At 72.6% G+C, this 25,333-nt stretch carries 25 protein-coding genes; 15 read left to right on the top strand and 10 right to left on the bottom strand.

The window, feature by feature from the left end:
* Both M1P99_RS00590 and M1P99_RS00585 read right to left on the bottom strand, forming a co-directional pair.
* A complete protein-coding gene (locus tag M1P99_RS00590) occupies nucleotides 1-1,329 on the bottom strand; it encodes an ABC transporter substrate-binding protein (protein WP_304450733.1) in 1,329 nt (442 codons plus the stop codon).
* Between the two features lie 347 nt (nucleotides 1,330-1,676).
* Complete coding sequence (locus tag M1P99_RS00585; protein WP_304450732.1) at nucleotides 1,677-2,603, bottom strand: LysR family transcriptional regulator; 927 nt, start codon at nucleotides 2,601-2,603, stop codon at nucleotides 1,677-1,679.
* Nucleotides 2,604-2,829: 226 nt separating this feature from the next.
* Between M1P99_RS00585 and M1P99_RS00580 the strand changes: the two genes are divergently transcribed.
* Nucleotides 2,830-3,981: an acyl-CoA dehydrogenase family protein gene (locus M1P99_RS00580; protein ID WP_304450731.1), complete on the top strand. Its 1,152-nt coding sequence runs from the start codon at nucleotides 2,830-2,832 to the stop codon at nucleotides 3,979-3,981.
* Here the strand turns inward: M1P99_RS00580 and M1P99_RS00575 are convergent.
* Nucleotides 3,956-4,756, bottom strand: a complete 801-nt coding sequence (locus M1P99_RS00575) for a 4'-phosphopantetheinyl transferase superfamily protein (protein ID WP_304450730.1) — start codon at nucleotides 4,754-4,756, stop codon at nucleotides 3,956-3,958. The genes M1P99_RS00580 and M1P99_RS00575 overlap by 26 nt on opposite strands.
* Nucleotides 4,757-4,858: 102 nt before the next feature.
* Here M1P99_RS00575 and M1P99_RS00570 point away from each other — a divergent pair, with 102 nt between their 5' ends.
* From M1P99_RS00570 to M1P99_RS00555, 4 genes are all read left to right on the top strand, one after another.
* The gene (locus M1P99_RS00570) at nucleotides 4,859-5,008 is read left to right on the top strand and encodes a hypothetical protein (protein ID WP_304450729.1); all 150 of its coding nucleotides are present in this window, start codon (nucleotides 4,859-4,861) and stop codon (nucleotides 5,006-5,008) included.
* A gap of 58 nt (nucleotides 5,009-5,066) precedes the next feature.
* A complete protein-coding gene (locus tag M1P99_RS00565) occupies nucleotides 5,067-5,873 on the top strand; it encodes a DeoR/GlpR family DNA-binding transcription regulator (protein ID WP_304450728.1) in 807 nt (268 codons plus the stop codon).
* Between the two features lie 173 nt (nucleotides 5,874-6,046).
* Nucleotides 6,047-6,865, top strand: coding sequence for a polyprenol monophosphomannose synthase (locus M1P99_RS00560; protein ID WP_304450727.1), 819 nt, complete (start codon nucleotides 6,047-6,049; stop codon nucleotides 6,863-6,865).
* An 85-nt stretch (nucleotides 6,866-6,950) separates the two neighbouring features.
* Nucleotides 6,951-7,244: a hypothetical protein gene (locus tag M1P99_RS00555; RefSeq protein ID WP_304450726.1), complete on the top strand. Its 294-nt coding sequence runs from the start codon at nucleotides 6,951-6,953 to the stop codon at nucleotides 7,242-7,244.
* 70 nt (nucleotides 7,245-7,314) lie between these two features.
* On the opposite strand, the gene M1P99_RS00550 is transcribed toward M1P99_RS00555, so the two are convergent.
* The 3 genes from M1P99_RS00550 to M1P99_RS00540 all read right to left on the bottom strand — a co-directional run bounded on the left by M1P99_RS00550 (nucleotide 7,315) and on the right by M1P99_RS00540 (nucleotide 12,489).
* Entirely contained in the window at nucleotides 7,315-8,856 is a 1,542-nt protein-coding gene (locus M1P99_RS00550; protein WP_304455515.1) for an MFS transporter, read from the bottom strand.
* Between the two features lie 152 nt (nucleotides 8,857-9,008).
* Nucleotides 9,009-11,720: an ABC transporter permease gene (locus tag M1P99_RS00545; RefSeq protein ID WP_304450725.1), complete on the bottom strand. Its 2,712-nt coding sequence runs from the start codon at nucleotides 11,718-11,720 to the stop codon at nucleotides 9,009-9,011.
* A 4-nt stretch (nucleotides 11,721-11,724) separates the two neighbouring features.
* A complete protein-coding gene (locus M1P99_RS00540) occupies nucleotides 11,725-12,489 on the bottom strand; it encodes an ABC transporter ATP-binding protein (protein ID WP_304450724.1) in 765 nt (254 codons plus the stop codon).
* 343 nt (nucleotides 12,490-12,832) lie between these two features.
* Here M1P99_RS00540 and M1P99_RS00535 point away from each other — a divergent pair, with 343 nt between their 5' ends.
* Nucleotides 12,833-14,080, top strand: a complete 1,248-nt coding sequence (locus tag M1P99_RS00535) for a sensor histidine kinase (RefSeq protein WP_304450723.1) — start codon at nucleotides 12,833-12,835, stop codon at nucleotides 14,078-14,080.
* Nucleotides 14,077-14,736, top strand: coding sequence for a response regulator transcription factor (locus M1P99_RS00530; RefSeq protein ID WP_304450722.1), 660 nt, complete (start codon nucleotides 14,077-14,079; stop codon nucleotides 14,734-14,736). Before M1P99_RS00535 ends, M1P99_RS00530 begins: the two co-directional genes overlap by 4 nt.
* An 18-nt stretch (nucleotides 14,737-14,754) precedes the next feature.
* Here the strand turns inward: M1P99_RS00530 and M1P99_RS00525 are convergent, their stop codons facing one another.
* Nucleotides 14,755-15,072: a hypothetical protein gene (locus M1P99_RS00525; protein WP_304450721.1), complete on the bottom strand. Its 318-nt coding sequence runs from the start codon at nucleotides 15,070-15,072 to the stop codon at nucleotides 14,755-14,757.
* 60 nt (nucleotides 15,073-15,132) lie between these two features.
* On the opposite strand from M1P99_RS00525, the gene M1P99_RS00520 reads away from it, so the two are divergent.
* The 4 genes from M1P99_RS00520 (at nucleotide 15,133) to M1P99_RS00505 (ending at nucleotide 18,215) form a co-directional block, all read left to right on the top strand.
* Entirely contained in the window at nucleotides 15,133-15,837 is a 705-nt protein-coding gene (locus M1P99_RS00520) for a beta-ketoacyl-ACP reductase (RefSeq protein WP_304450720.1), read from the top strand.
* 63 nt (nucleotides 15,838-15,900) lie between these two features.
* Nucleotides 15,901-16,665, top strand: coding sequence for an enoyl-ACP reductase FabI (fabI, locus tag M1P99_RS00515; RefSeq protein WP_053619507.1), 765 nt, complete (start codon nucleotides 15,901-15,903; stop codon nucleotides 16,663-16,665).
* A gap of 82 nt (nucleotides 16,666-16,747) precedes the next feature.
* Nucleotides 16,748-17,509 (top strand): SDR family NAD(P)-dependent oxidoreductase, encoded by a 762-nt coding sequence (locus tag M1P99_RS00510; protein WP_304450719.1) that lies wholly within the window; start codon nucleotides 16,748-16,750, stop codon nucleotides 17,507-17,509.
* Nucleotides 17,510-17,627: 118 nt separating this feature from the next.
* The gene (locus M1P99_RS00505) at nucleotides 17,628-18,215 is read left to right on the top strand and encodes a Uma2 family endonuclease (RefSeq protein ID WP_304450718.1); all 588 of its coding nucleotides are present in this window, start codon (nucleotides 17,628-17,630) and stop codon (nucleotides 18,213-18,215) included.
* An 89-nt stretch (nucleotides 18,216-18,304) separates the two neighbouring features.
* On the opposite strand, the gene M1P99_RS00500 is transcribed toward M1P99_RS00505, so the two are convergent.
* Together M1P99_RS00500 and M1P99_RS00495 are read right to left on the bottom strand one after the other, a co-directional pair.
* Entirely contained in the window at nucleotides 18,305-20,035 is a 1,731-nt protein-coding gene (locus M1P99_RS00500) for a helix-hairpin-helix domain-containing protein (protein ID WP_304450717.1), read from the bottom strand.
* A gap of 134 nt (nucleotides 20,036-20,169) precedes the next feature.
* The gene (locus M1P99_RS00495) at nucleotides 20,170-21,123 is read right to left on the bottom strand and encodes an aldo/keto reductase (RefSeq protein ID WP_304450716.1); all 954 of its coding nucleotides are present in this window, start codon (nucleotides 21,121-21,123) and stop codon (nucleotides 20,170-20,172) included.
* A gap of 143 nt (nucleotides 21,124-21,266) precedes the next feature.
* Between M1P99_RS00495 and M1P99_RS00490 the strand changes: the two genes are divergently transcribed.
* The 4 genes from M1P99_RS00490 (at nucleotide 21,267) to M1P99_RS00475 (ending at nucleotide 24,629) form a co-directional block, all read left to right on the top strand.
* Nucleotides 21,267-22,112 carry an MSMEG_4193 family putative phosphomutase gene (locus M1P99_RS00490; RefSeq protein WP_304450715.1) on the top strand — a complete coding sequence of 282 codons (846 nt, stop codon included), beginning with the start codon at nucleotides 21,267-21,269 and terminating at the stop codon, nucleotides 22,110-22,112.
* Nucleotides 22,113-22,274: 162 nt separating this feature from the next.
* Nucleotides 22,275-22,856: a DUF3090 domain-containing protein gene (locus tag M1P99_RS00485; RefSeq protein WP_304450714.1), complete on the top strand. Its 582-nt coding sequence runs from the start codon at nucleotides 22,275-22,277 to the stop codon at nucleotides 22,854-22,856.
* Nucleotides 22,857-22,863: 7 nt separating this feature from the next.
* Complete coding sequence (locus M1P99_RS00480) at nucleotides 22,864-23,610, top strand: SCO1664 family protein (protein ID WP_304450713.1); 747 nt, start codon at nucleotides 22,864-22,866, stop codon at nucleotides 23,608-23,610.
* Between the two features lie 212 nt (nucleotides 23,611-23,822).
* Nucleotides 23,823-24,629: an HAD-IIA family hydrolase gene (locus M1P99_RS00475; protein ID WP_304450712.1), complete on the top strand. Its 807-nt coding sequence runs from the start codon at nucleotides 23,823-23,825 to the stop codon at nucleotides 24,627-24,629.
* Nucleotides 24,630-24,694: 65 nt separating this feature from the next.
* Here M1P99_RS00475 and M1P99_RS00470 read toward each other — a convergent pair whose 3' ends face one another.
* Entirely contained in the window at nucleotides 24,695-25,078 is a 384-nt protein-coding gene (locus M1P99_RS00470) for an RNA polymerase-binding protein RbpA (protein ID WP_053619498.1), read from the bottom strand.
* Nucleotides 25,079-25,333 lie beyond the last annotated feature (255 nt).

Below are 25,333 nucleotides of genomic sequence, written 5' to 3'. Positions count from 1 at the left end.
CTACCCCTCACCGGTTCCGTCGAAGAGCTCCATGTCCTCGGGGGCGGGCCGGTCCAGTTCGAAGGGCACGATCTCGCCGCCGTCGCTGTCGGTGGCCATCGGTTCCTGCAGGATCTCCAGCTCCTCGTCCGCGTGGTGCCGCATCACCTGGACACCGGCGTAGCCGCTGTGGTCGTTCTCGGTCGCCTGGAAGGGCACCAGGCCCGGACCGGTCCACTCGCGCGAGTGCAGGGTGTCGATGAGCGACTGGCGGGTGAGGTCGGGGCCGGTCTCCATGAGGACCTGCGCGAACAGGACCGCCTGCGCCATGCCGTACACCGTGGTGTCGGTGAAGGGGGTGCCCTCGTTGTACTCCTGGTGGATCTCGTGGAAGAACGCGGTCCAGGGGTCGTCGGGCTGGGCGACCGGGGGCAGGAACGACGTGATGATGAGCCCGTCCAGGAAGGCCTCGGCCGGGATGTCCTCGGCCGGGGTGCCCTCGGAGAACTGTTCGATGAGGCCGGTGGCGATCTGGACGTCGCCTCCGAAGCTGGGCGCGACCCACTGGGGCTCGTAGCCGACGGCGGCGGCCTCCATGACCGCCTGGGCGAGGAAGGCGGGGATGCAGTAGCAGACGGCGACGTCGGCGCCGCTGGCCTTCATCGCGGAGATCTGGCCGCCCAGTTCGGGCACGCCGGGGTCGTAGGACTCCCAGGCCACGATCTCGTCGGTGAGGTACTGCTCGATGCCCGCGTGTGAGGAGGGGCCCACGTCGTCGTTCTGGTAGAGCAGGGCGACCTCCTCGCCGGAGAAGTTCTCGGCGAGGAAGTGGCCCTGGATCTTGGCCTCCTTGGTGTAGTCGACCTGGAACCCGTAGCTGTAGGGGTACTCCTCGGGCTGGTCCCAGGCCAGCGCTCCGGAGGAGACGAACAGGTCGGGCACACCCGCCTCGTTGAGGTCGGCGATGACCGCCTCGTGGGTGGGGGTGCCGAGTCCGCCGAGCATCGCGAAGATCTCGTGGTCCTCCATCAGGACCCGGGCGGCCTCGGCCGTGCGCGCGGGGTCGAACCCGTCGTCCTGTACCTGGTAGTCGATCCGGCGTCCGTGGATGCCGCCGTTGTCGTTGATGTAGTCGAAGACCGCCCGGGCTCCCGTGGACACGTGCCGGAAGCCCGGAGCCGCGGACCCGGTGAGCGGCTGGTGGGTTCCGATGACCACGGTGTCGTCGGTGACGCCCATGGTCTCGTCCGTCGGGGCGCCGGTCGCCTCGTCGTCGGGTGCGCCGCCGGAGCAGGAGGAGACGAGGAGTGCGACGGTGAGCGCGGAGGCGAATGCCTTCAGTGATCGCATTGATGGTGTCCTGAGCCTGTAGTGCTGTGTCCGCCTGGGCGGGGAGCGGACCCCCGGGGGGATGACGAGAGGTGAACCCGGTCATGGGGGAGCACACCTACTGGTCGGTAGCTTACCAGTGAGTAGCATACGTGTGCCGTGGGCCACTGTCCGCGCGGGGGGCGGTTCCCTGGTGCGGTGCGGAGCCCGGGGCGGCATCGGCCCAGGTGAGCGGGCACGTCGGCGTGGCTCGCCGAGGGGGTGCGCCGGTGGGACACGTGACGCGTCGACCGGACGCGTAGCGGGCCGCCGGGACACGTGGCGGGCCCCGGGCGAGCGGTGTCGGCGGCGGGTGGCGGAGCCGGTGGTCAGCCCAGCGAACCGACCGGTTCGGTGGTGTCGCGGGGGCCGCGGTCCAGGATCCGGCGGGCCACCCGGGCGATCTGGTCGGCGTACTGGTGCACGGCGCCGTCGCGGCGCCAGACCAGGAGGTGGCGCAGTTGGATCGGGGCGCCGGCCAGCGGACGGATCACCACGTTGGCCCCGGTCTCGAAGTCCGACTGGCAGGGCGCGATCGCCCGGCCGTCGGAGATGAGGTCGCGGATCTCCGAGCGCTCGTAGAGCCGGAAGGGTACGTCGGGGGTGAAGCCCGCGCGCTGGCAGGCGAGGTAGAAGCAGTCGGGCCAGCCCGCGCCGTCGGGGGGCGTCAGCGCCCAGGGGCTGTCGGCGAGGTCGGCGAGCCGGACGACGGGGGAGCCCGCCGCCGGGTGGTCGGCCCACAGGGCCACGTGGAGCGGCTCCACGGCCAGCATCGCCCAGGCCAGCGGGCCGTCCGTGGAGGGATCGCGGTCCGCGTAGTCGATCGTGGTCCCCGCGTCCAGCCGCCCGGCCCGGACCAGGTCGGTGACCAGTTTGGGGGAGTACTCCGTGCGGACCTGGATCGGTACGTGGGGGACCACCTCCGACATCCGCGCCGACAGCTCCAGCGCCAGTGCCCCCACGCCGCCGATGCGCAGTGTGGTGGGAGAGGCGCCGCGCGCGGTGATGTCGTTCACCAGGTCGTCCATGGACAGAAGGACGGAGCGGGCTCTGACCAGGACGAACTCCCCGAGCTCCGTCGGTTTGACGCCTGAGCGCCCCCGGTGGAACAGAGGGCCGCCGACCTCGCGCTCGATCCGCTGCAGCTGCGTGGTCAGCGCGGGCTGGGACGTGGAGAGCGCGGCGGCCGCCTTGGTCACGCTGCCGGTGTCGGCCAGGAGGCAGAGGGTGCGCAGATGGCGGAGTTCGAGGTCCATGCGAGGGAATCTAGGACGCGGAGGGGTCCCGTGTACAGGCGTACGCCCTGGGCGGGTCTCCCGGGGCGCCTCGTTCAGCGAAGCCCGTCGCCGCGGTTCCCGGTGTCGAGGGCTCGGTCGTTCCGCCGTCTCGCTTGGTGAGATAAGGTGCCGTTCGTCACCATATAGTTGGACGACCTACTAAATGTGGTCGTGGTGGGTCCGCGCGCACGCTGGGGAGAGGTTCATGGCGGTCGAACGCACACTGCACACTCCGGAGGCCGAGCAGCTGCTCGAGCTGACCCGGGAGATCGTGGACAAGGAGCTCCTGCCGCGTGCGGCGGGCGACGAGGAGAACGCCGTCTTCCCGCGCGAGGTCTTCGCCACCCTCGGGGCCGCGGGCCTGCTCGGCCTGCCCTACCCCTCCGACCACGGCGGCGGCGACCAGCCCTACGAGGTCTACCTCCAGGTCGTGGAGGAGCTGGCCCGCGGCTGGCTCGCGGTCGGGCTGGGCGTGAGCGTGCACACCCTGTCCTGCTATCCGATGGCCGCCTTCGGCACCGACGAGCAGCGGGCCGACCACCTGCCCGACATGCTCGGCGGCGACCGGCTCGGCGCCTACTGCCTCTCGGAGGCCGCCTCCGGGTCCGACGCCGCCGCACTGACCACCCGGGCCGAGGACACCGGGCACGGCTTCCGGGTCAACGGCGCCAAGGCGTGGATCACCCATGGGGGCCGCGCCGACTACTACACGCTCTTCGCCCGTACCGGGGAACCCGGATCCGGGGCCCGGGGGATCAGCTGCTTCCACGTGCCGGCCGACACCCCCGGGCTCGGTGCGGCCGCCCCGGAGCACAAGATGGGGATGAACTCCTCACCCACCGCCGGCGTGCTCTTCGACGGCGTCGAACTCGACGAGGGGGCGCTCATCGGACCGCGGGACCAGGGATTCGGCATCGCGCTGTCCGCTCTGGACTCCGGCCGTCTGGGCATCGCGGCCTGTGCCGTCGGCCTGGCCCAGGCCGCGTTGGAGGCGGCCGTGGCCTACTCGCGCGAACGCCACCAGTTCGGCCGGGCCATCGGCGACTTCCAGGGCGTGGGCTTCATGCTGGCCGACATGGCCACCCAGGTCGCCGCCTCCCGGGAGCTGTACCTGTCGGCCGCCCGCCTGCGCGACGCCGGGCGCCCCTTCGGTGAGCGCGCCGCGATGGCCAAGCTCATGGCCACCGACACCGCCATGCGCGTCACCACCGACGCCGTCCAGGTGTTCGGCGGCTACGGCTACACGCGCGACTTCCCGGTGGAGCGGTACATGCGCGAGGCCAAGGTGCTGCAGATCGTGGAGGGCACCAACCAGGTGCAGCGGATGGTGATCAGCCGCCACCTGGCCCGGTCCTGACGTCCCGGGTGGCGAGCAGGTCGGCGGTGTCCTGGGGGGTGCGCACGACCACGTCCACCGGTCGGTCGGTCAGCACCGCCAGGGCCGACCGGTAGGCCGTGCCCCGTTCCAGGTCCGACAGCCACGCGGCGTCGGGGCCCCCGCCGCCCTCCCAGGACAGCAGCCGCGCCCGGGTGTGCGGCGGGGAGACGGCCACCCGGCGCAGACCGCCCGACAGCCCCAGGCCGGTGGCCTTGAGCAGGGCCTCCTTGCGCGCCCAGTAGCCGAAGAACGCGGTCGCCCGCTCCTCGGCGGGCAGGAGCAGCCAGTCCCGGCGTTCGACCTCGGCCAGCGTGAAGTCGGCCAGCCCCTCGACGTCGCGCGCCTCCGAGACGCCCTCGACGTCGATCCCGACCGGTGCCCCCTCGCTCACCGCCAGGGCCACCCAGTCACCGGAGTGGCTCACCGAGATCTCCAGGCCCTGGGCGGGTCCCGAGGGGTGCGGCTTGCCGTGGGGCTCGTCGTCGCCGCCGCGCGCCCCGGTGCGCTCCTTGTCCTCGCAGGAGCGGCAGCGCAGGTCGAAGGTGACCTTCTCCGGAGGGCAGCCGGCGAGGTCGGCCAGCGCCAGCCGGGCCAGGGAGCGGCCCAGCAGGTGCCGGTCGCGGTCGGCCTGTCGGCGGAAGCGGGCGTTGCGGGTCCGCTCGCCTGCGTCGAGCAGGCGCAGGAGGCGGGGATCGGCGTCGGAGATGCGGGCCCACCAGACGGTGGGTGCCAGGGGTGTGGGGTCGACCGTCATGCACCCATTCTCACCGCATCTTCCCGGTGATCGGTGGTGTGAGGCCAAGCTAAACCGGGAATTTGGTTATTGGCAGGTCAGCCCATCCCTCGGGAGGCCCGTATGTCAGTCGTCATGCTCTTCGGAGCCGGTGCCCTCATCGGACTGGTCGCCCTCACACTCGTCGTGATCGTCACCCTCCTGATGGAGAAGCCCCCGACGCCCCCCGCCGCCCGCGAGGCCGCGGACCGTGAGGACCGGCCCGTACCCTGAAGAGGCGCGGGAGGACCCGTGCGCACGTTTCGAGCACGGGTGAAAGCGAGTCACGTCCATGGCCGAGGAGAACCGTCCGGCGTTCGCCGCCGAACGCCGGGAGCGCATTCTCGAACTGGTCCGCGCCAATGGCACCATGTCCCTGCGTGATATCGCGGTCAAGGTCCGGGCCTCGGAGGTGACCGTCCGCCGCGACGTGCGCGCGCTGGAGGCCGAGGGACTGGTCGACCGCCGCCGCGGCGGCGCCGCGCTGCCGGGCCGGATCGGTCACGAGCAGAGCTACGCGGGCAAGAGCGAGCAGTGCGCGGCCGAGAAGGCCGCCATCGCCGCCTCCGCCGCCCGTCTGGTCCGCCCGGGTGACGCCGTCACGATCGGCCCCGGCACCACCGCCGAGGCCTTCGCCCGCGAACTCGCCTCCCACACCGACCTGACCGTGGTCACCAATTCCCTGCGCGTGGCCGACGCCCTGCTGAACGCCGCCGGCGTGGAGGTCGTGATGACCGGCGGGACGCTGCACGGCCCCATCAGGGCCCTGGTGGGGGGTGCGGCCGAGCAGTTCCTCGACGGGCTGCGGGTCAACCGGGCCTTCCTGACCGGCAACGGGGTCAGCGCGGACCGCGGACTGAGCACGCCCAACCCGGCGGTGGCCAGTGTCGACCGCGCCCTGGCGGCCTGCGCCGAGGAGGTCATCGTGCTGGCCGACCACACCAAGATCGGCGCGGACACCATGGTTCCCACGGTCGCCCCGGAGATGATCGCCCACCTGGTCACCGACAACCGTGCCGACCCCGAGGTCCTGATGACCCTGGAGGAGACCGGAGCCCTCGTGCACGTCGCCGTCGTCATGGACGCGCGGGGGCAGTGACGTGGGGCGGCCGGGGGTACGGCCGGTTCCGGACGCGTACGGTGAGGCCTTCCCCTCGTGCCGCGTACGGGGACCGCGTACCCTACCGTTCACGCCCCTTGCGCGATTGGCGCGTCATGGGCTGTTTGCGACGTAGTGTCCTTTTCGTTGTCCACACCCAGGAGCCGCCGCGCATGACCTCCCAGCCGACGCCCCCGGAGCAGTCACCGTCCGCGCCGGTCCACGTGACCCCGTCGCCCGTCGCCCTGCCCTCCCCCTGGTCGCGGTCGCGGCTGACGGTCGTGGTGCCCACCTATGACGAGGCGGCCAACCTGCCGCGCCTGGTCGCCCAGCTGATGGCGCTGGACCTGCCGGAACTGCGGGTCGTCGTGGTCGACGACAACTCGCCTGACGGCACCGGTGAGGTCGCGGACAAGCTCGCCGTCGAGCACCGGGGCCGGATCAGCGTGGTCCACCGCACGGCCAAGGACGGTCTCGGGCGCGCCTACGTGGCGGGGATGACACACGCCCTGGACGAGGGCGCCGACTTCGTGGTCCAGATGGACGCCGACCTCAGCCACCCGGTGGGCTATGTCCCCCAACTGCTGGGGACCCTGCACTCGACCGACGCCGACGTGGTGATCGGCAGCCGCTACGTGCCCGGCGGCAGCCTGTCCGAGCGCTGGGGCCTGCGTCGCCGCCTGCTCAGCGGATGGGCCAACACCTACGTCAAGACACTCCTGGCCATGCCCGTGCGCGACGTCACCGCCGGGTTCAAGATCTGGCGGTCCTCGGCGCTGCGCGTGCTGGACCTGCCCGGCATCGAGAGCACCGGCTACGCGTTCCAGGTCGAGATGCACTACCGCGCCTACCGCCGCGGCCAGAAGATGATGGAGATCCCCATCCACTTCGAGGACCGGGTCGAGGGCGAGAGCAAGCTCGACGCCGCCGTGGCCCTGGAGGCCGCCCTGCGCCCGCTGCGCCTGCGCCGCGCCGAGCACCGGCGGCCCTGACCCGGGGGCGGTGACACCGCCGGGAAGCTGACATGTCTTCCGCGACCTGCGATCATCGGAGCATCGGGGTAAGGAGGGGGACACTGTGAGCGAAGGACCCTACGACGTCGACGCGGACATGGGGGACGACCCCCAGGAGAGCGAGATCGCCGAGAGCGAGCGCTCCATCGACGCCGACTTCAACATCCTCGGCTACGACTTCGAGGACGATGACAGCCGCGGCACACTGGGCATCAACGCCGAGGTGCGCGCGGAACGCACGGATGTCGTTCCCCACCAGCGCTGGGGCGCCGAGCGCAGTGCCGAGGAGGAAGCGGTCAGCGTCGTGCCCGAGGCGGAGGTCGAGTCCGGTGCCGAGGAGCGGCCCGAGGACCAGTAGAACCGGTGCCCGCGCCGAGGGGCTCGGGAGGACGCGCCGCCCGCGACGGGCAGCGTCCGCCACACCCGCCCTAACGGCCGTCCCCGCCGGGGGTGTCCTGTTCGGTGCCCGCGCTCGAGCCGGGACAGGACTGCCACGGCGGCTCCGTCGTACCGCAGAACCGGGACGGCGCGGTGGGCGGCTGCGGCGCGACCGCCCCTTCCGCCTCGTGCCCGGCCGCCGGGCGCGCCCGCATCCCCCGTTCCGCGCGCAGCGCCGACCGCCGCGGCAGCGCCAGGGCGCACAACGCGGCCAGGGCGCACATCCCCGCCAGGATCAGCATCGCCGAACCGAAGCCCTGTGCGATCGCCGACGCGCTCGCCGAGCCGTCGCCCCCCTCGCCACCGCTCCCGATGCCCGCCGCCACCGGGACGGCGGCCACTCCGATGAGCTGCGCGCCGCGCGCGAAGGTGTTGTTGACCCCCGAGGCCAGGCCCGCGTGCCGTTCGGGTGCCGAGGCCAGGACGGTCGCGGTCAGGGGCGCGACCGCCGACGCCAGCCCGAGCGCCACCAGCAGCACGCCCGGCAGGACACCGGTCAGGTAGGGGGCGTCCGGCTCCAACCGCGCCAGCAGTAGGAAGCCGCCCGCCAGCAGCAACGGTCCGACCAGAAGCTGGGGACGGGGCCCGATCCGCGCGGCCAGCTTGCCCGAGCGCGCCGACAGCAGCAGCATCAGGACCGTGATCGGCAGTGACGCCGCGCCCGCCGCGATGGGCGAGTACCCGCCCACCTCCTGCAGGAAGATCACGAGGAGGAAGAGCATCGGCCCCAGTGCCCCGTAGACCAGCACCGTGGCCGCGTTGGTCACGCTGAAGGGGACCGAGGAGAAGATGCCCAACGGCAGCATCGGGTGTCGGCCGCGTGCCTCGGCCAGGACGAAGGCCGCCAGGGCGAGCACGCCGACCGCGGCCGCGGTCAGCACCGCCGGAGTGGCACCCGCCGCGCCCCACTGGATCAGCGCGTAGGTGATCCCGCCCAGAGCCAGCACTCCCAGCAGGGCGCCCGTGTAGTCCAACCCGTGGTCGGCACCGGAGTCCCGCGACTCGGGCACCTTGAACCAGGAGATCAGCAGCACGGCCGCCGCCGTCGGGACGTTGATGAGGAAGATCAGCCGCCAGTCGCCGATCTGCACGAGCCAACCGCCCAGGAACGGCCCCACCGCCCCGGCGACACCGGTCAGCCCCGACCAGGCACCGATCGCCCGGGCCCGGTCCTTCTCCCGGAACCCCGCCTGCAGGATCGCCAGGCTCCCCGGGGTCATCATCGCACCGCCCACCCCCTGGACGACGCGCCCCGCCACCAGCCACTCCAGGGTGGGCGCGAAGGTGCACAGCACCGACGCCAGCGCGAACGCCACCACCCCGGCCATGAACAGCCGCACCCGCCCGAACCGGTCCGAGAGCGATCCGCTGAGCAGGATCAGCGCGGACAGCGTGATCATGTACCCGTTGACGATCCACTGCAGTCCGGACAGGCCCGTGTCGAGGTCGGATCCGATGGCGGGCAGCGCCACCGTCACGACCGTGGAGTCCAGGAACGCCATGCCCGATCCCAGGACCGTCGCCGTCAGCATCCACCGGGCGGTGGGCGTCCCCCACGCCACCGTGCCGGCCGTGACCGGAGTCGTCGTACCCACAGCGGACCTCCCTCGCGCCTACGGTCACACAGTACGGCGCGGGCCCCTCCGAGCGGAGGGGCCCGCGCCGCGTCACCGTGGAACGACGGTCACTCGCTGGCGAGCGCGCCCGTGATGGACGTCCCGGCGGCCCGCCGGCCCGGCAGGACCGAGGCGAGCAGCCCGGCCAGGACGGCGATCACGATGAACACCCCGATCTGGGCGCCGGGGACGGACAGCATCGCGTCCGGCAGTGTGGCCTCCACGGCGGCCCAGCCGAAGACCACGCCCAGCCCGATACCCACGCCGGCGCCGATCAGGCACAGCAGCACGGCCTCCAGGCTCAGCATGCGGCGCAGCTGGCCGCGGGCCAGGCCCAGGGCCCGCAGGAGGGCGGACTCGCGGGTGCGCTCCAGCACCGACAGCGCCATGGTGTTGGAGATGCCGAAGACCGCGATGAGGATCGCCAGCCCCAGCATCGCCGCGATCGTGTAGAACGCGATGTCCATCATCTCGGAGAGCTGCCCGCGCATCTCGGCCATCGACGCGACCTGCAGGGTCGGGTGGTCGTCGACCGCGGCGTAGACGGCCTCTCGCAGTTCGGCGGGGTCGGCGTCGTCAGTACCGCGGACCATGACGGCGTCGTTCCCCGTCACTTCCGGGAAGGCCTCGGTGAAGTCCTGTTCGTCCAGGAGCACCCCCATCGTCATCATGGGGTCCAGAAGTGCGACGACCTCCAGGGACACCTCCGTGCCGTCCTCCAGGGGCAGGGCGAAGGTGTCACCGATACCGGCGCCGTCGGCATCCCCCTCGGGGAGGGCGATCTTTCCGGGGCCGAGGTCGGTGAGGTCGCCCTCGGTGGACTCGAAGCCCAGGTCCTCCACGTCGGCACCGGGGTAGGCGCTGATGTTGAGGAAGCGTCCGTCGTCCGTCTCGACGAAGGCGTTGCGCCGGCCGCTGACCACGGCCACGGTCGGTTCGGCCTCCAGGTCCTCGAACACGGAGTCGGGGACCGTGTTCAGACCGGCCGCGGGAACGGACCCCTCGCCGGACTCCGGAGCGGTGTCCTCGGTGCCTTCCGTACCCTCGGTGTCCTCCGCGCCTCCGGCACCCTCGGTGCCCTCTGCTTCCGGCGGGGCGTCGACGTCCTCGGCGGTCCCCTCATCGGACCCGGTGTCCGCGTCCGGAGCGGACGCGCCCTCCATCGCGAACTGCGGGGTGATCTGGTAGTCGATGGGGAAGTTCTCGTCCAGCTGGCGGGTCATCGTCGACTCCACGCTCGCGCTGACCACGGAGTAGCCCGTGATCAGGGTGGCGCCCACGGTCAGCGCGATCATCGCGGTGGCCGCCCGGCGAGGGCTGCGCGTGGAGTTGTCCACGGCGAGCATGCTGGCCACGCCCACCCTGCGCATCGGGATGCCGACGAGCCGCACGCAGCCGCGGACGATCAGCGGTCCCAGGACGACCACGCCCACGAACGCGACCAGGGCGGCGCCGGTCACGACGATCGGGCCCGTCTGGTCGGGACCGGTGAGCCGGGTCAGTGCCACCATCGCCGCGGCGATCGCGAAGGCCAGCAGCCCGAACACGACCCGGACCCACCCCGTGCCCTTCTCCAGGCCCGCGGCCGTGGCGCTGGTGCGCAGCGCCGCCAGCGGGGCGACCCCGGTGGCGCGCATGGCCGGGACCAGGGCGGAGCACACCGTCACGACGGTGCCCACGACCAGACCGGTCAGGACCGCCAGGGGGGTGAGCACGACCGGGACGCCGGCGTCCATGCCCATGAGCGGGCCGCCGAACGCCGCGCCGGCCATACCGATGCCCACACCGGCGAGGACGCCCAGGGCGGAGGCGACCAGGCCCACGACCACGGACTCGGCCAGGACCGACCGGAAGACCTGGGCGCGGGTGGCGCCCACGCAGCGCAGCAGGGCCAGTTCGCGCTGGCGCTGGGCGATGAGGATGGCGAAGGTGTTGTAGATGACGATCCCGGCGACGAACATCGCGATGAACGCGAACAGCAGCAGGGCGGTGCGCAGCATCTCGGTGTCGGCCCCGGCCCCCTCGGCCATCGCCAGGCCGAACTCCTCACCGGTGCTGACCTCGGTGTCCGAACCCAGGACCCCGGCCACGGCCTCGGTCACCTGCTCGTCGGTGTAGCCCTCGGCGGCCAGTACGTCGATTTCGGCGTACCCGGTGGCGCCGGTCATCTCCTCCAGGGTGCCCGGGTCCAGGACCAGGGCGCCGCCGTAGGTGAAGGCCGGGTCGACACCGAAGTTGACCAGGCCCGAGACGGTGAACTCGCGCTCCTCCATGTCGGCGTCGAGCACGGTCACGGTGTCGCCGACCCCGAAACCCGTCTGGTCGGCGGTGGAGGTGGCCAGGGCGATCTCGGTTCCGTCGGTGGGCAGACGGCCCTCATCGGCGGAGAAGCGGGTGACCTCCTCCAGGGCCAGGGCGGCGGGCGGCATGTAGCCGGACGCGCGTCCCTCGTCGTCCAGGAGCACGGCCTGTCCCTGGACCATCCCGTCGGCTCCGGCGACCTCCGGTAGGGCCCGGACGTGGTCCAGCTGATCTTCGGTGAGCCGCGGCGGCTCGCCCGGCTCCTCGGCGGGGTCGCCCGTCCCCTCCGGGGCCGAGGGTACCGCGATCGTGTCGACCGAGGTCGCGGAGCCCATGACGGACTCCTCGTAGTTGGCGTTGAGGGTGTCGGCGAAGACCATGGTGCCCGAGACGAACATGACACCGAGCAGGATGGCCAGGACCGTGGTGACGTAGCGGGACCTGTGCAGCCTCAGTCCCGCGAGTGTGGTGCGCAGCATGCGCTCAGGCCTCCAGCTTCAGCAGGCGCGCGGAGACGAGCTCGGCGGTGGGGTCGGTGACCTCGTCGACCAGGCGGCCGTCGCGCAGGAAGACCACGCGGTCGGCGTAGGAGGCGGCGACGGGGTCGTGGGTGACCATGACGATGGTCTGGTCCAGGTCCCGGGCGGAGTCGCGCAGGAACGACAGCACCTCCGAGCCGGACCGCGAGTCCAGGTTGCCGGTGGGCTCGTCGGCGTAGACCACCTCGGGGGCGTTGAGCAGGGCCCGGGCCACGGCCACGCGCTGCTGCTGGCCGCCCGAGAGCTTGGCCGGAAGGTGGTCCAGGCGGTCGCGCAGGCCGACCACGTCGATGATGTGGTCGAAGCGCTGGCGGTCCACGGCGCGCTTGGCGATCTGCGACGGCAGCAGGATGTTCTGCTCCGCGGTGAGCATCGGCAGCAGGTTGAACGACTGGAAGATGAAGCCGATCCGGTCGCGGCGCAGCTGGGTCAGTTCGCTGTCGCGCAGCCCGGTGATCTGGGTGCGGCCCAGGTGGACGGTGCCGGAGGTGGCGGTGTCCAGTCCGGCCAGGCAGTGCATCAGGGTGGACTTGCCGGAACCGGAGGGGCCCATGATCGCGGTGAACGCTCCGCGGTGGAACTCGACGTCCACCCCGGCCAGGGCGTGCACCTGGCTGGCCCCGGTGTCGTAGGTCTTGGTGAGCCCCCGCGCGACCACCACCGGTGGCGGGGTGACCGTGGGGACGGACGTGGCGATGGGCTCTGTCACGGCTGACAACTCCTGATACGGGGACGAACGAACGTGGGGACCGGGACGGACCGGTGTCCGTCTCGGTATGCCTCCACGCTAGGAGCCGCCGAGCGGCCGGGGCGTCCGCCTGTGGGCCGATTCGCCCCTCGGCCAAAGGCATGGTGCGGAGTGGGTTCGCGACTCCTTCGTCTGGCGGAGGCACCGACTTTCGTCGGGGGTCGCCGACGGGGCCACACCCGTGCCGGGAGACGGGAGTCCCCGCCGGCCTGCGCTGACGCGGACGGGACCGACGATCGGACGGGGGCGGCGCGCCACAGGAGGACGAGCTGGTCCGCGCCGGTGCGGCCATAGAATCCGGCGCATGAGGGAGTGGATGGCGCGTCAGGCGCGGGAGCTCGGCGGGCTGTGGCGCCACAACGCCGAATGGTGGTGGCAGCGCCGACTGCGCTTCGCCGACTGGGTCTATGCCCTGGGTCTGGCGCCGTTCGTCCTCTTCCTCCAGATCATCCCGCAGATGGGACTCGTCCAGGGCATGCTGGCCGCCCTGCCCCAGCGCCACGAGGCGGCCGTCGCGCTCGCCATCATCCTCTTCCTGGGGCTGGTCCCCACGGCGATGTTCTGTGTGACCGTGCTCCTGCGCCGCAGCCGTCCCATGTGGCTGCTCGGCCTGGCGTTCGTCCTGCTCATCGCCTTCGGCAACCTGGTCCCGGCGGCGTTCGCGCTCTACTCCTACGCGGTCCACTTCAACGACCGGCGCCTGCTCGCCGGCTGGTTCGCGCTGATGACGCTGGCGATGGGCATCGGGCTGGACGTCTCCGGGATCACCCTCTTCGTCAACGTCTCGATCCTCCTCGTCGTCCCCATGACCGTCGGCCTGTGGGTGGGCACCCGCCGGCAGCTGGTCGACCGGCTCCAGGAACGCGCCGAGCGCCTCGAACGCGAACAGCACCTGATGGCGGAGCAGGCCATCGGCGCCGAGCGCACCCGCATCGCCCGCGAGATGCACGACGTGGTCGCCCACCGCGTCAGCCTGATGGTGCTGCACGCGGGCGGCCTGGAGGTCTCGGCGCCCGACGAGCGCACCGCCGAGGCGGCCGGCCTCATCCGCACGACGGGGCGGGAGGCCCTGGCCGAGCTGCGCGGCATCCTGGGCGTGCTGCGCGACGACACCGGCGGCGCCGCGCCCACCGCGCCCCAGCCGGTGCTGACCGACCTCGACCGGCTCGTGGAGGAGTGGCGCGGTGCGGGGATGAGCGTGCGGCGCACCGGCGAGGGCCTGGTCCCCGACCTGCCCGCCCAGGTCCAGCGCACGGCCTACCGCGTGGTGCAGGAGGGGCTCACCAACGCGGCCAAGCACGCGCCCGGGGCGGAGGTCGTGGTGGACCTGCGCCTGGAACGCGGCCACCTGGCGGTCGAGGTGGCCAACGGGCCCGCCACCGTCCCGTCCGTGCCGCCACCGGTCAGCGGATTCGGACTCACGGGGCTGCACGAGCGCGTGGCGCTGGCGGGCGGGACCCTGTCCTCGGGGCGCCGCTTCGACGGGGGGTGGCGCCTGCGCGCTATGGTGCCCATCGACCACCACGCCGGAACGGAACGAGGGCCGCGTTGATCCGTACGCTCCTGGTCGACGACGAACTCCTGGTCCGCTCCGGGTTGCGGATGATCCTGGACGCCGCTCCCGACATCGAGGTCGTGGGCGAGGCGGGCGACGGTGCCGAGGCGGTGCGCATGGCGGAGGAGCTCGCCCCCGACGTCGTGCTGCTCGACATCCGTATGCCCGGAACCGACGGCCTCACCGCGGCCGCGCGGCTCACGGCACTGGAACGCGCGCCCCGGGTGGTCCTGCTCACCACCTTCGACCTGGACGAGTACGTGCACGACGCGCTGCGCGCCGGAGCGGTGGGGTTCCTGCTCAAGGACACACCGCCCAGGGACCTCATCTCCGCGGTGCGCAGCGTGCACGAGGGCCACGCGATGCTCTCGCCGAGCGTCACCAAGCGCATGCTCGAACGGTTCGCCGCGCCCGCCGAGGGCGGGTCGGCGGCCGGACGCGAACACGCCCGGGAACGTCTGGCCGTGCTGAGCGAACGCGAGCGCGCGGTACTGGTCGCCGTGGCCCAGGGGCGGTCCAACGCCGAGGCCGGACGGGCCCTGGGGATGCGGGAGGCGACGGTGAAGGCGCACGTCAGCCGTATCCTCGCCAAGCTGGGGATGTCCAACCGGGTCCAGGCGGCGATCCTCGCCCACGACGCGGGGTGGGCCTGAGGGCCTCGGCGGAGCCGGTCACAGCTCCAGGCCGGCGCGCAGGGAGCCCAGGGCCTCGTCCACGGCGTCCCTGGGGTCGGTGCCCGGGCGGTCGGCGCCGTCGGCCAGGGCCCGGACGCACACGCCCACCACGGCTCCCGCCAGGGATCGGACGGCGGCGTCCCGCGGTGAGCGCCCCGTGCGGCGGGCCAGGAGGTCGCGCAGGCACCGGGTGCCCTCCTCGACCAGGGCCCGCGGTGGGCGCGCGGGGCCGAACTGCGGCTGCGGGGCGCGTGACCGGGCCCCCGGCGACCGACCTCGGTTGCGGCTACCGGTCGGTAGCTCGGTACCCTGCAAGGCGATCCCACCCCGAACATCCTGGCTGTTCACCCCAGCCCCAGCAGTAGAGGAGCAACTATGTCGCGCTCGGTCCTGGTCACCGGCGGCAACCGCGGAATCGGACTGGCGATCGCCCGCGAGCTGTCGGAGGGCGGCGACAACGTCGCGGTGACCCACCGCTCCGGCGAGGCGCCCGAGGGCCTGTTCGGGGTGCGCTGCGACATCACCGACTCCGCCCAGGTCGACGCCGCGTTCAAGGAGGTCGAGGAGGCCCAGGGTCCCGTCGAGGTCCTGGTCGCCAACGCCGGCATCACCAAGGACCAGCTGCTGGCCCTGATGAGCGAGGAGGACTTCTCCTCGGTACTGGACACCAACCTCACGGGGTCCTTCCGCGTCGCCAAGCGTGCCGTGCGAGGCATGATGCGCAAGCGCGGCGGGCGCATCATCCTCATCTCCTCGGTGGTCGGCCTCATGGGCTCCGGCGGCCAGGCCAACTACGCGGCCTCCAAGGCGGGCCTGGTCGGCTTCGGCCGGTCCCTCGCCCGTGAGCTGGGTTCGCGCAACATCACGGTCAACGTCGTCGCCCCGGGCTTCATCGAGACCGACATGACCGCGGAGCTGCCCGAGGACCGCAAGGCGGAGATCAAGAAGAACATCCCCCTCGGCCGGATCGGCAGCACCGAGGACATCGCCCGCACCGTCGGCTTCCTCGCGGGCCCGGGCGGCGCCTACATCAGCGGTGCCGTCATCCCCGTCGACGGCGGCATGGGCATGGGCCACTGAGCGCCCGCCGCCCAGCACTCTCCCGCCGCCGGACCCGCCGACCCCTCACACAGACAGGACACCATGGGACTCCTCGAAGGTAAGCGCATCCTCATCACCGGGGTGCTGACCGACTCCTCCATCGCCTTCCACGTGGCCAGGCTCGCCCAGGAGCAGGGCGCCACGGTCGTCCTCACCGGCTACGGCCGGATGAGCCTGGTCGAGCGCATCGCCAAGCGCCTGCCCGAGACGCCCCCGGTCCTGGAGCTGGACGTCACCGACGACGAGCAGCTCGCCAGCCTGGCCTCGCGCGTGGGCGAGCACGTCGACGGGCTCGACGGCATCGTGCACTCCATCGGGTTCACCCCGCAGGAGGCGCTGGGCGGCAACTTCCTCAACACCGAGTGGTCGGACGTGGCCACGGCCATGCACACCTCGACCTTCTCGCTGAAGTCGCTCACCACCTCCCTGACCCCGCTGATGAAGAACGGCGGCTCGGTCGTGGCCCTGGACTTCGACAACAGCGTGTCCTACCCGATCTACGACTGGATGGGTGTGGCCAAGTCCGCGCTGACCTCCACCGCGCGCTACCTGGCCCGGTACGTGGGCGGGGACGGCATCCGCGTCAACCTGGTCTCGGCCGGCCCGCTGAGCACCATGGCCGCGCGCAGCATCCCGGGCTTCGCGGACCTGGCCAAGCACTGGCCCGAGCGCGCGCCGCTGGGCTGGGACGTCAGCGACCCCGAGCCCGCCGCGAAGGCGGTCGTGGCCCTGCTCTCCGACTGGTTCCCGGCCACCACCGGTGAGACCGTGCACGTGGACGGCGGCTTCCACTCCACCGGGGCCTGAAGCCGCCGGGGCCCCGGCCGCCGGCCGGGACGATCGCCAGGGCGGGCACCATGGGTGCCCGCCCGTTCGGGAAGGGAACTCCATGGATCTGGGACTGTCAGGGGCGCGGGTGCTGGTCACCGGTGCCAGCCGGGGGATCGGGCGCGCCATCGCCCAGGTGTTCGCCGAGGAGGGGGCCGACCTGGCGATCTGCGCGCGCACTCCGGCGCCGCTCGCCGAGGCCGCGGGGGAGCTGTCCTCGACGGGCGCGCGCGTGTACGCCGACCCGGTGGACGTGGCGGACCACGACGCCCTCACGAGGTTTCTGGGCGAGGCCGCCGACCACCTCGGGGGACTGGACGTGCTGGTCTCCAACGTCTCCGGCGGCAGCGCGGCGACGCCGGACCAGTGGGAGCGCGGCCTCAACTCCGACCTGCTGCCGTTCGTGCGCCTGGCCGAGGCAGCCCACCCCTACCTGGCCGCCTCCGAGCGCGGCGGCTCGGTGGTCCTGATCTCGACCACCTCGGCCCTGCACACCACCGCTCCGGCCGGACCCCACTCCTACGGCGCGGTCAAGGCCGCGCTCAACCACCACGCCTCCTCCCTCGCCCGGGCGTGGGCGCCGGAGGGGATCCGGGTCAACACCGTCTCGCCCGGCCCCGTCGAGTTCCCGGGCGGCGGCTGGGCCAGGCGCCGGGAGAACGATCCGGCGCTGTACGAGAGCATCCGCGAGCGCATCCCCTACGGCCGCCTCGGCCGCCCCGAGGAGGTCGCCCGCGCGGCGGCCTACCTGGCGAGCCCCGCCGCGAGCTACGTCACGGGCAACAACCTGGTGGTCGACGGCGCCTTCCTCGACCGGATCTGACGATTCCGGTCCGCGCGCACCTTTGCTTTCGGCACGTGAGTGGGATCAGGATGAGGGAAAGCCCGGACACGCGGCCCTGGAGGTCTCTTCGATGGCTAGGCGAAAGGAAGGGGAAGAAATGACCGCCGTACTGGAAAAGTCGTCTGACGTGCGTCCGTCCCCGTTCAATCTGCGCGAACTGGCCGACCACCTCGACGTCCCGCAGGGATTCAAGGTGGAGGTCATCGAAGGGGCCATCGTGATGTCACCCACCCCGTCGAAGAAGCATGGGGCTGCTCTTCGCCGACTTTATGATCAGGTGGCCGGTCAACTGCCCGAGGGCCGGGTCGCCGAGCAGATGTACTCGATCGAGGCGCTTGAGGGCGAGGACTTCGCCTCGCCGGACCTGCTCATCGTTCCCGTCGCGGTCGAGGAGGAGGACGGGTGGCTGGTGGACCCCGACGACGTCGACTGCGTGGTCGAAGTGGTCTCTCCCAGCAACCACACCAACGACACCAAGGTCAAGCCCTCCCTGTACGCGCGCTGGCGGATTCCTGTCTACCTCCTCATCGATCCGCGCAACGGGACCACGAGGGTGTACTGGGACCCCCAGGGCGGCGAGTACCGGGCGCACCACGACACCGAGTTCGGGGACGAGGTCGTCCTGCCCGAACCGCTCAAGGACGTCCGGATCGACACCTCCGTCTTTCCCAGGTACGCGGCCTGACGCCCCGGGCCGTCATCGTGGCCCGGGGCGGAGGTGTCGCGTGAGCCGGACGGCCGTCACCGCCGTGCCGACCGGCCCGCCGCCCGCGATCAGCCCTCGCGCAGGATGCGGGCCAGGCGGGTCGTGCGCTGGACGGCGGCGTTGTCGCGCACACCTGTGGCCAGCGCGCCGTCGGTGACGTCCACCAGCGACACGTGGCGTACGGCGCGGGTGAGCACCGTGTACACCTGCGGCCGCGAGACCGGTACCTCCGGCGGGAACACGCCCACGACCGCGGGCCAGCGGCCCCCGTGCGCGGCGGCCACGGTGATCGCCCACCCCGGGCGCAGCGCCGAGGGGTCGGCGACCTCCACCCGGCGGCCGTCGGACAGTTCGACCACGGCCCGTTCGCCCACCTCGCGCAGGTAGCCGGTGTCCCCGGGGCCGTATCCCGGCCCGTCTGCCGCCAGCAGCACACGGTCGCCCACGTCCAGGCCGCCGTGCGCGCCCGGGCCCGGGTTCAACCGCTCCTTGCACGCCGCGTTGAGCGCCCGCGCGCCCGCCGGGCCGTCTTCGCGCGAGGCGATGACCTGTGTGCGCTCGGGGTCCACGCCGATCGCGCGCGGGATCGAGTCGGTGAGCAGCTGCACCACCCGGTGCGCCGCCTCCTCCGCCGAGGCGGCGGGCACTCGCACGACCTCGCGGTCGGGGGCGGCCACGTCCGGCACGTCGCCGTCGGCCACGCCCAGGGCCAGCTCCGCGATCGGGCCCGGCTCGCCCGGGGCCGCGACCTCGCCCGCATGGGCGGCACGCGAGGCGGCCACGTCCAACGCGACCTGGCCCGGCGTGGCGGACGGCGCCTGGCGGGGGTCGGCCAGGAGCACCAGGTGCGTCTCGTCGCCGCACGACGACACCAGCTCGGCGGTCCGCGCCGCGCCCACCGACATCGACTCCTGCAGCACCACCAGCCCGGCCGTGACCGGAGCCTGGGAGAGCAGTTCGGGCAGGGACAGCGCGCGGACCGGCGGTTCCTCGGCGACGGCGGCCAGGTCGGCGTTGAGTGCCGCCGCGGCCTGGGCGGTGGGGGCCGCCACGGCGATCCCGACCTGGCTGTCGGTGGCGATCGCGCCCAGGCACACCAGGGCCCGTGCCACCTCGCCCGCGTCGCCCGGCCCGTGCCAGAGCACGGTCACCGGGCGCAGCGTCGCCGTGACCAGGGCCTGACGGGTCGTCTCCGCGACGGTGAACCCGCCCTTCTCGGCGGCCTCGTCGACGGTCTCGCCGGCGGTCGCCGAGTCCATGATGGGCTCGTTCCCGCTCATGAGGCGCAACAGCTGGTCGCCCAGGCGCTGTTCGGCGTGGCCGACGTCGGGCAGGGCGTAGTACCGCTCGGTGTCGGGCACCTCCGGGACCCCGCCCTCCTCGAAGTCGAAGTCGTCGTCGGAGTCCTCCATGCTCTCCAGGACCACGGCGCTCTCCTCGGCCACGGCCGCCTCCAGCGCGTCCGACGGGCGCGGCACGCCCAGCTGGCCCACGAGGGTGGCCAGCCGCTTCTCCTCGACGACCGTGTGCCCGCGCCGCGCCGACATCCGCAGGACGTGGGCGGTCAGAGCGCTCAGCCGTCGCGGGTCGCCGGGGCGGGCGTTCTCGCCCAGGTGTCTGCGGGCGCAGAAGTCGGCCTGCTCGACGGTCACCTGCGGCAGGCGCAGCAGGAGCCAGGGGTTGGCGTTCAGTTCGGCGGCGCCCCCGGGACCCAGGGCGGCCGCCAGCCGGGGGGCCAGGGCGGGGGGCGCGCCCATCCGGTCGAGGACTGCACTGACCTGTTCGACTGCCTCGGACACCTGGGGCCGTTCCCCTCGTTGGACACTTCGCGGACTCTGGGAGAGCGTACCGAGTCCCGGTGACGCCGGTGGTCACCCGCGCGATCGGCGTCCGCTCCGCGCGGGCCCGGGGCCGGGACACGGGTCCGGGCGGCTCAGCGGTCGGGGACCGACGTCGCGTCGTCGAGGGCGGAACGGATCTCCGGCGGCAGCTCCACGCCCTCCACACCGAGGATCTCCTGGAGCTGGGGCAGGGTCCGCGGCCCCACGACGGCGGCGGCCACGCCCTCCTGGTCGCGCGCCCAGCTCAGCGCGACGGCCAGCGGCGGGACCCCCAGGCCCTCGGCGGCCGTGCACACCGACTCCACCACCCGTCGGCTGTGGTCGTCCAGGTAGGGCTCCACGTAGGGCGCCATGTGGGGAAAGGCGCCGCGGGAGTCCGGCGGGACGCCGTTGCGGTACTTGGCGCTGAGCACCCCGCGCCCCAGCGGTGACCACGCGATCACGTGCGCCTGAGCCGCCGCGGCTGCCGGCCGCAGCGACCGGTCGGCACCCCGGTTGAGCAGGGAGTACTCCGCGCCCACGCTCACCAGCGGGACCCGGCCCGCGCGGGCGCGCTGCCAGGTCGCCAGCGTGGAGAACTGCCAGGCCTCCAGGTCGCCGGCGCCCACGTAGCGCGCCTTGCCGCTCGCGACGGCCGTCTCCATCGCCGCCAGCGACTCCTCCGGCGGCGTGGCCGGATCGAACACGTGCAGCTGCCACAGGTCGACGTAGTCGGTCTGCAGCCTGCGCAGGGAGGCGTCCAGGGACGCCAGGAGGTGCCGTCGGGAGCCGTCCACGGGACGGTAGGCCTCGGGGGTGTGCCCGGTCTTGGTCGACACCACCAGGTCCTCGCGGCGCAGCGAGCCGCGCATCAGGCGCCCCAGGATCCGCTCGCTCTGCCCGCCGGTGTAGATGTCCGCGGTGTCCACCAGCGTGCCGCCCGCGTCCACGAACGCGGTGAGCTGCTGCCCAGCCTCCTCCTCGGAGGTGTCCTGTCCCCAGGTCATCGTGCCCAGGGCAGTGCGTGACACCCAGAGTCCTGATCTGCCCACCTGTCGCTGTTCCATGCGGCGGAGAGTACCGTGTCCGGGCCGGGCCGACCGGGGATCCTCCCCGCGAGGCGACCGCCCGCGCACCGTGGGGGCGGGCCCACGGGCGCCCGCGGTGTCGGTGCGGTGCGCCGGTGGGAGCCAGGTCCTACCCTGTGCCCATGGCGACATCCACGGCACCCCAGAGCGCGTCCTCCGCGGCCGCGGCGCCCCCTCCCGCTGACCGGCCGACCGCCCCCGAACCGCAGCCTTCCGCGGCGTCCGCGCGGCCCGCTCCGCCTCCGCCCGCCGCGATCACGCTGCTGCTGATCCGGCACGGTATGACCGACGCCACCGGACCCCGCCTGGCCGGGCGGGCCCCGGGGCTGCACCTCAACGACACCGGCCGGGGCCAGGCGGCCGACGCGGCCCACCGGCTGAGCGGCCTGCGCCCGGCCGCGCTGGTCTCCAGCCCGCTGGAACGCTGTCAGGAGACCGCGCAGGCGATCGCCCTGCACCTGGACACCGCCGTCACCACCGACGAGCGCTTCATCGAGTGCGACTACGGGAGCTGGACCGGCCGGAACCTGTCCGACCTGGCCGAGGAGCCGCTCTGGCGGGTGGTCCAGGACCACCCCAGCGCCGCCCGCTTCCCGGGAGGGGAGTCGCTGGCGGCCTCCTCCGCGCGGGCCGTGGCCGCGGTACGGGACTGGAACACCCGCCTGCTCCAGGAGCACGACGCCGCCGGGGGCGAGGGGCCGCCGCCGGTGTACGCGGTGTGCAGCCACGGCGACATCATCAAGGCGATCGTGGCCGACGCCCTGGGCATGCACCTGGACATGTTCCAGCGGTTGCGGGTGGACCCGGGCTCGGTGACGTCGATCACCTACACCCGGACGCGGCCGTTCCTGAACGTGCTCAACGACACCGGGGAGAGCCTGGTCGCGGGCCTGCCCACCCGGGCCGAGGCCCGTGGGGACGCCGCGGTCGGCGGCGGCGCGGGCGGCGGAGCGGACGAGACCGCCTGAGGCGCGGACGCCGGAGCGATCGGTCGTCGTCGCACGTGCGCGGTGGGGGAGCGCCGTCGGACCCGGGCCGGAGGCCTCGACTAGAGTTGGTGTCAAGGGCGGACGCCCTGCTGTGTCCGCGGTTTTCGCGTCCTGACACGGCTATCCCTTAAGGTGCTTGGCATGCCCGTATTCCAGTTCAATCCGCCGGACCGGTTCGTCGCCGGAACCGTGGGCCAGCCGGGAGACCGCACCTTCTTCCTGCAGGCCGTGGGGGAAGGCCGCATCACCAGCGTCGTCCTCGAGAAAGCCCAGGTCGAGGCGTTGGCGACCCGGATCGAGGAACTACTGGAAGAGGTGCACCGCCGATTCGGCGCGCCGCCCGACGAGACCGCCCCGCCTGAGGACGACGCTCCGCTGGAGCAGCCCATCGAGCAGGACTTCCGCGTGGGCACCCTGGCCCTGGCCTGGGACGCCGAGGCCGCGCGGGTGATCATCGAGGCCCAGGAGCTCGACGAGACCGCGGGCGATGACGACGTCGAGGACGACGACGAGGAGCTGGAGGTCTTCGCCGAGGACGCTCCCGCGCACCGGGACGTCCTGCGCGTCTACCTCACTCCGGGGGCCGCGCGCGCGTTCGCGGGGCGGGCGCTCAAGGTCGTCTCCGCGGGCCGCCCCGACTGCCCGCTGTGCGGTCGGCCCCTGGATCCCAACGGCCACATCTGCGCCCGGCAGAACGGCTACCGGCCGGACCGCCTCGTCTGAGGCGCCCATGACCGCTGACGCCTTCGAAGGGCTGACCCCCGATCTGGGCCTGGACCTGGTGCGCACGGGCGAACTCACCGTGGAGGGGCGGCTGACCGCGGCCTCCAACGCCACGCTGTACTGCACGGTGTCGGACGGGGCCCGCTCGGCCGCGTGCGTGTACAAGCCGGTGGCCGGGGAGCGCCCGCTGTGGGACTTCCCCGACGGCACCCTGGCGGGCCGCGAGGTGTCGGCCTACGCCGTCTCCGAGGCCCTGGGTTGGTCGGTCGTGCCCCCCACCGTCCACCGGGACGGCCCCTTCGGTGAGGGCATGGTGCAGCTGTGGGTCCACGGTGACACCACCGTCGACCTCGTCGCCCTGTCCCGCGAGACCGACAACCGCGACCTGCGGCGGATGGCGGTCTTCGACGCGGTCATCAACAACTCCGACCGCAAGATCGGCCACCTGCTGCCCACACCCGGGGGACACCTCTACGGGTGCGACCACGGCGTGTCCTTCGCCGAGGAGTACAAGCTGCGCACCGTGCTGTGGCAGTGGCAGGGCCAGCCGCTCGGCGATGACGCACTGGAGGCGCTGGAGGGAGTGCACGACGCACTCCGGAACCCGGCGAGCGCGTTGTCCGCCGAACTGGAGCGTCACCTGACCGGACCGGAGGCCTTCGCGGTCCGCCGTCGGGTCGAGCTGTTGATCCACCACCGGGTGCACCCCTACCCGGCGCCCGACTGGCCCTCGGTGCCCTGGCCGCCGGTCTGATCCTCCCGCGGAGCCCCCGTGGCCGCTGCGGGCGGCGCCTGACCGCGGACCCCCACCACACCGGCGGACACTCCGGTCGGCTCTGGCGCGCGCAGGCCGCGGCGAGCGGACCGCCGCACGGCTCCAGGAGCGGCCCCGGACGCCGGGCCCACGTGTGAGTCCCGACCACTACTCGGGAGTAGGAATGGCGGCCCCCAGGTCAGGACGGCACAATGGGGCACGTGAGCAACGAAAACCAGTGGAACTACCTATTCGACATGGACGGTGTGCTCGTTCGCGAGCAGCACCTGATCCCCGGCGCGGACGCGTTGGTCGCCGAGCTGCGTGAGAACGGGATCCCGTTCATGGTGTTGACCAACAACTCCATCTACACCCCGCGCGACCTGCGCGCACGTTTGCTCAACACGGGGCTGGACATCCCTGAGGAGTCCATCTGGACCTCGGCGCTGGCCACCGCCCAGTTCCTGCAGACCCAGCGCCCCAACGGCACGGCCTACGTGGTGGGCGAGTCCGGCCTGACCACGGCTCTGCACAACGTCGGCTACGTCATGACCGAGAGCAACCCCGACTACGTGGTGCTGGGGGAGACCCGTACCTACAGCTTCGAGGCCATCACCCGGGCGATCCGCCTGGTCCGCAACGGCGCCCGGTTCATCGCCACCAACCCCGACGAGACCGGCCCCAGCCCGGAGGGCCCGCTTCCGGCCACCGGCGCGGTCGCCGCGCTGATCGAGAAGGCCACCGGGCGTCGGCCCTACTTCGTGGGCAAGCCCAACCCGCTCATGATGCGTTCGGCGCTGCGGCGGATCGGTGCGCACTCCGAGAACACGCTGATGGTCGGCGACCGCATGGACACCGACGTGCTCAGCGGGTTGGAGGCGGGCCTGCAGACCGTCCTGGTGCTCTCGGGGATCTCCGGCCGGGAGACGGCCGACATGTTCCCCTACCGTCCCACGCGGGTGATCGATTCCGTCAAGGACCTGGTGGGCGCCACGCGCGACCCCTTCGGCCAGGTGTAGCCGGACCGGCACAGACGACGGGGGCGGTGGACACGATGTCCACCGCCCCCGAATGTCGAGGTGTGTCAGGCGCTCTGCCGCTGCTTGGCGAGCTCCTCCACCTTGGCCGCCTCCTCGCGGCGGCGCGCGCGCAGCAGGGCCAGGCGCTCGGCCAGGACCTCCTCCAGGTCCTCCATGCTCCGGCGCTCCAGCAGCATGTCCCAGTGGGTGCGCACCGGCTTGGCGTTCTTGGGCTCCTCACCGGAGCCGTCCCGACGCAGGGCGCGGTCGCCGCAGAAGCGGCACTCCCATTCGGCGGGGATCTCGGCCTCGGTCGCGAAGGTGACCGCGAAGCGGTGGCCCCGGGTGCAGTCGTAGGTGACTTCCTGGCGCGGGGCCAGGTCGGTGTTGCGGTCGTTCTCGTAGCTCGTCGCCCCGAGCCGTGTGCCGCGAAGTGCTCGCTCGGCCATCGTGTGGGTGCCTCCAGGCGCTGGTGCGGTCTCGCGGGGTGTAACGCGTCGTTCCACGTCAAGATTCCCCACTGACCTGAGGTCGAACCTCGTCCGGCCACCTCGGGGTCGCCCCGTCCTCGCCGCGACAACGTACCAAAGCCGGCCCGTCGGCCCGTGCGCGACCGCGATTTCGTGGTGTCTTCGCAGTTCACGTTGTGCTCTCCGGTGCCCCTCCGGGCCTTTTTGTGCAGATCGCCGGGTTTGGTCCGATCG

Origin of the sequence: Nocardiopsis sp. YSL2, assembly GCF_030555055.1 — a bacterium.
GTDB lineage: Bacteria > Actinomycetota > Actinomycetes > Streptosporangiales > Streptosporangiaceae > Nocardiopsis.
Note: the sequence above shows the minus strand (reverse complement) of the source record. Positions and strands in the feature narration are given on the sequence as shown.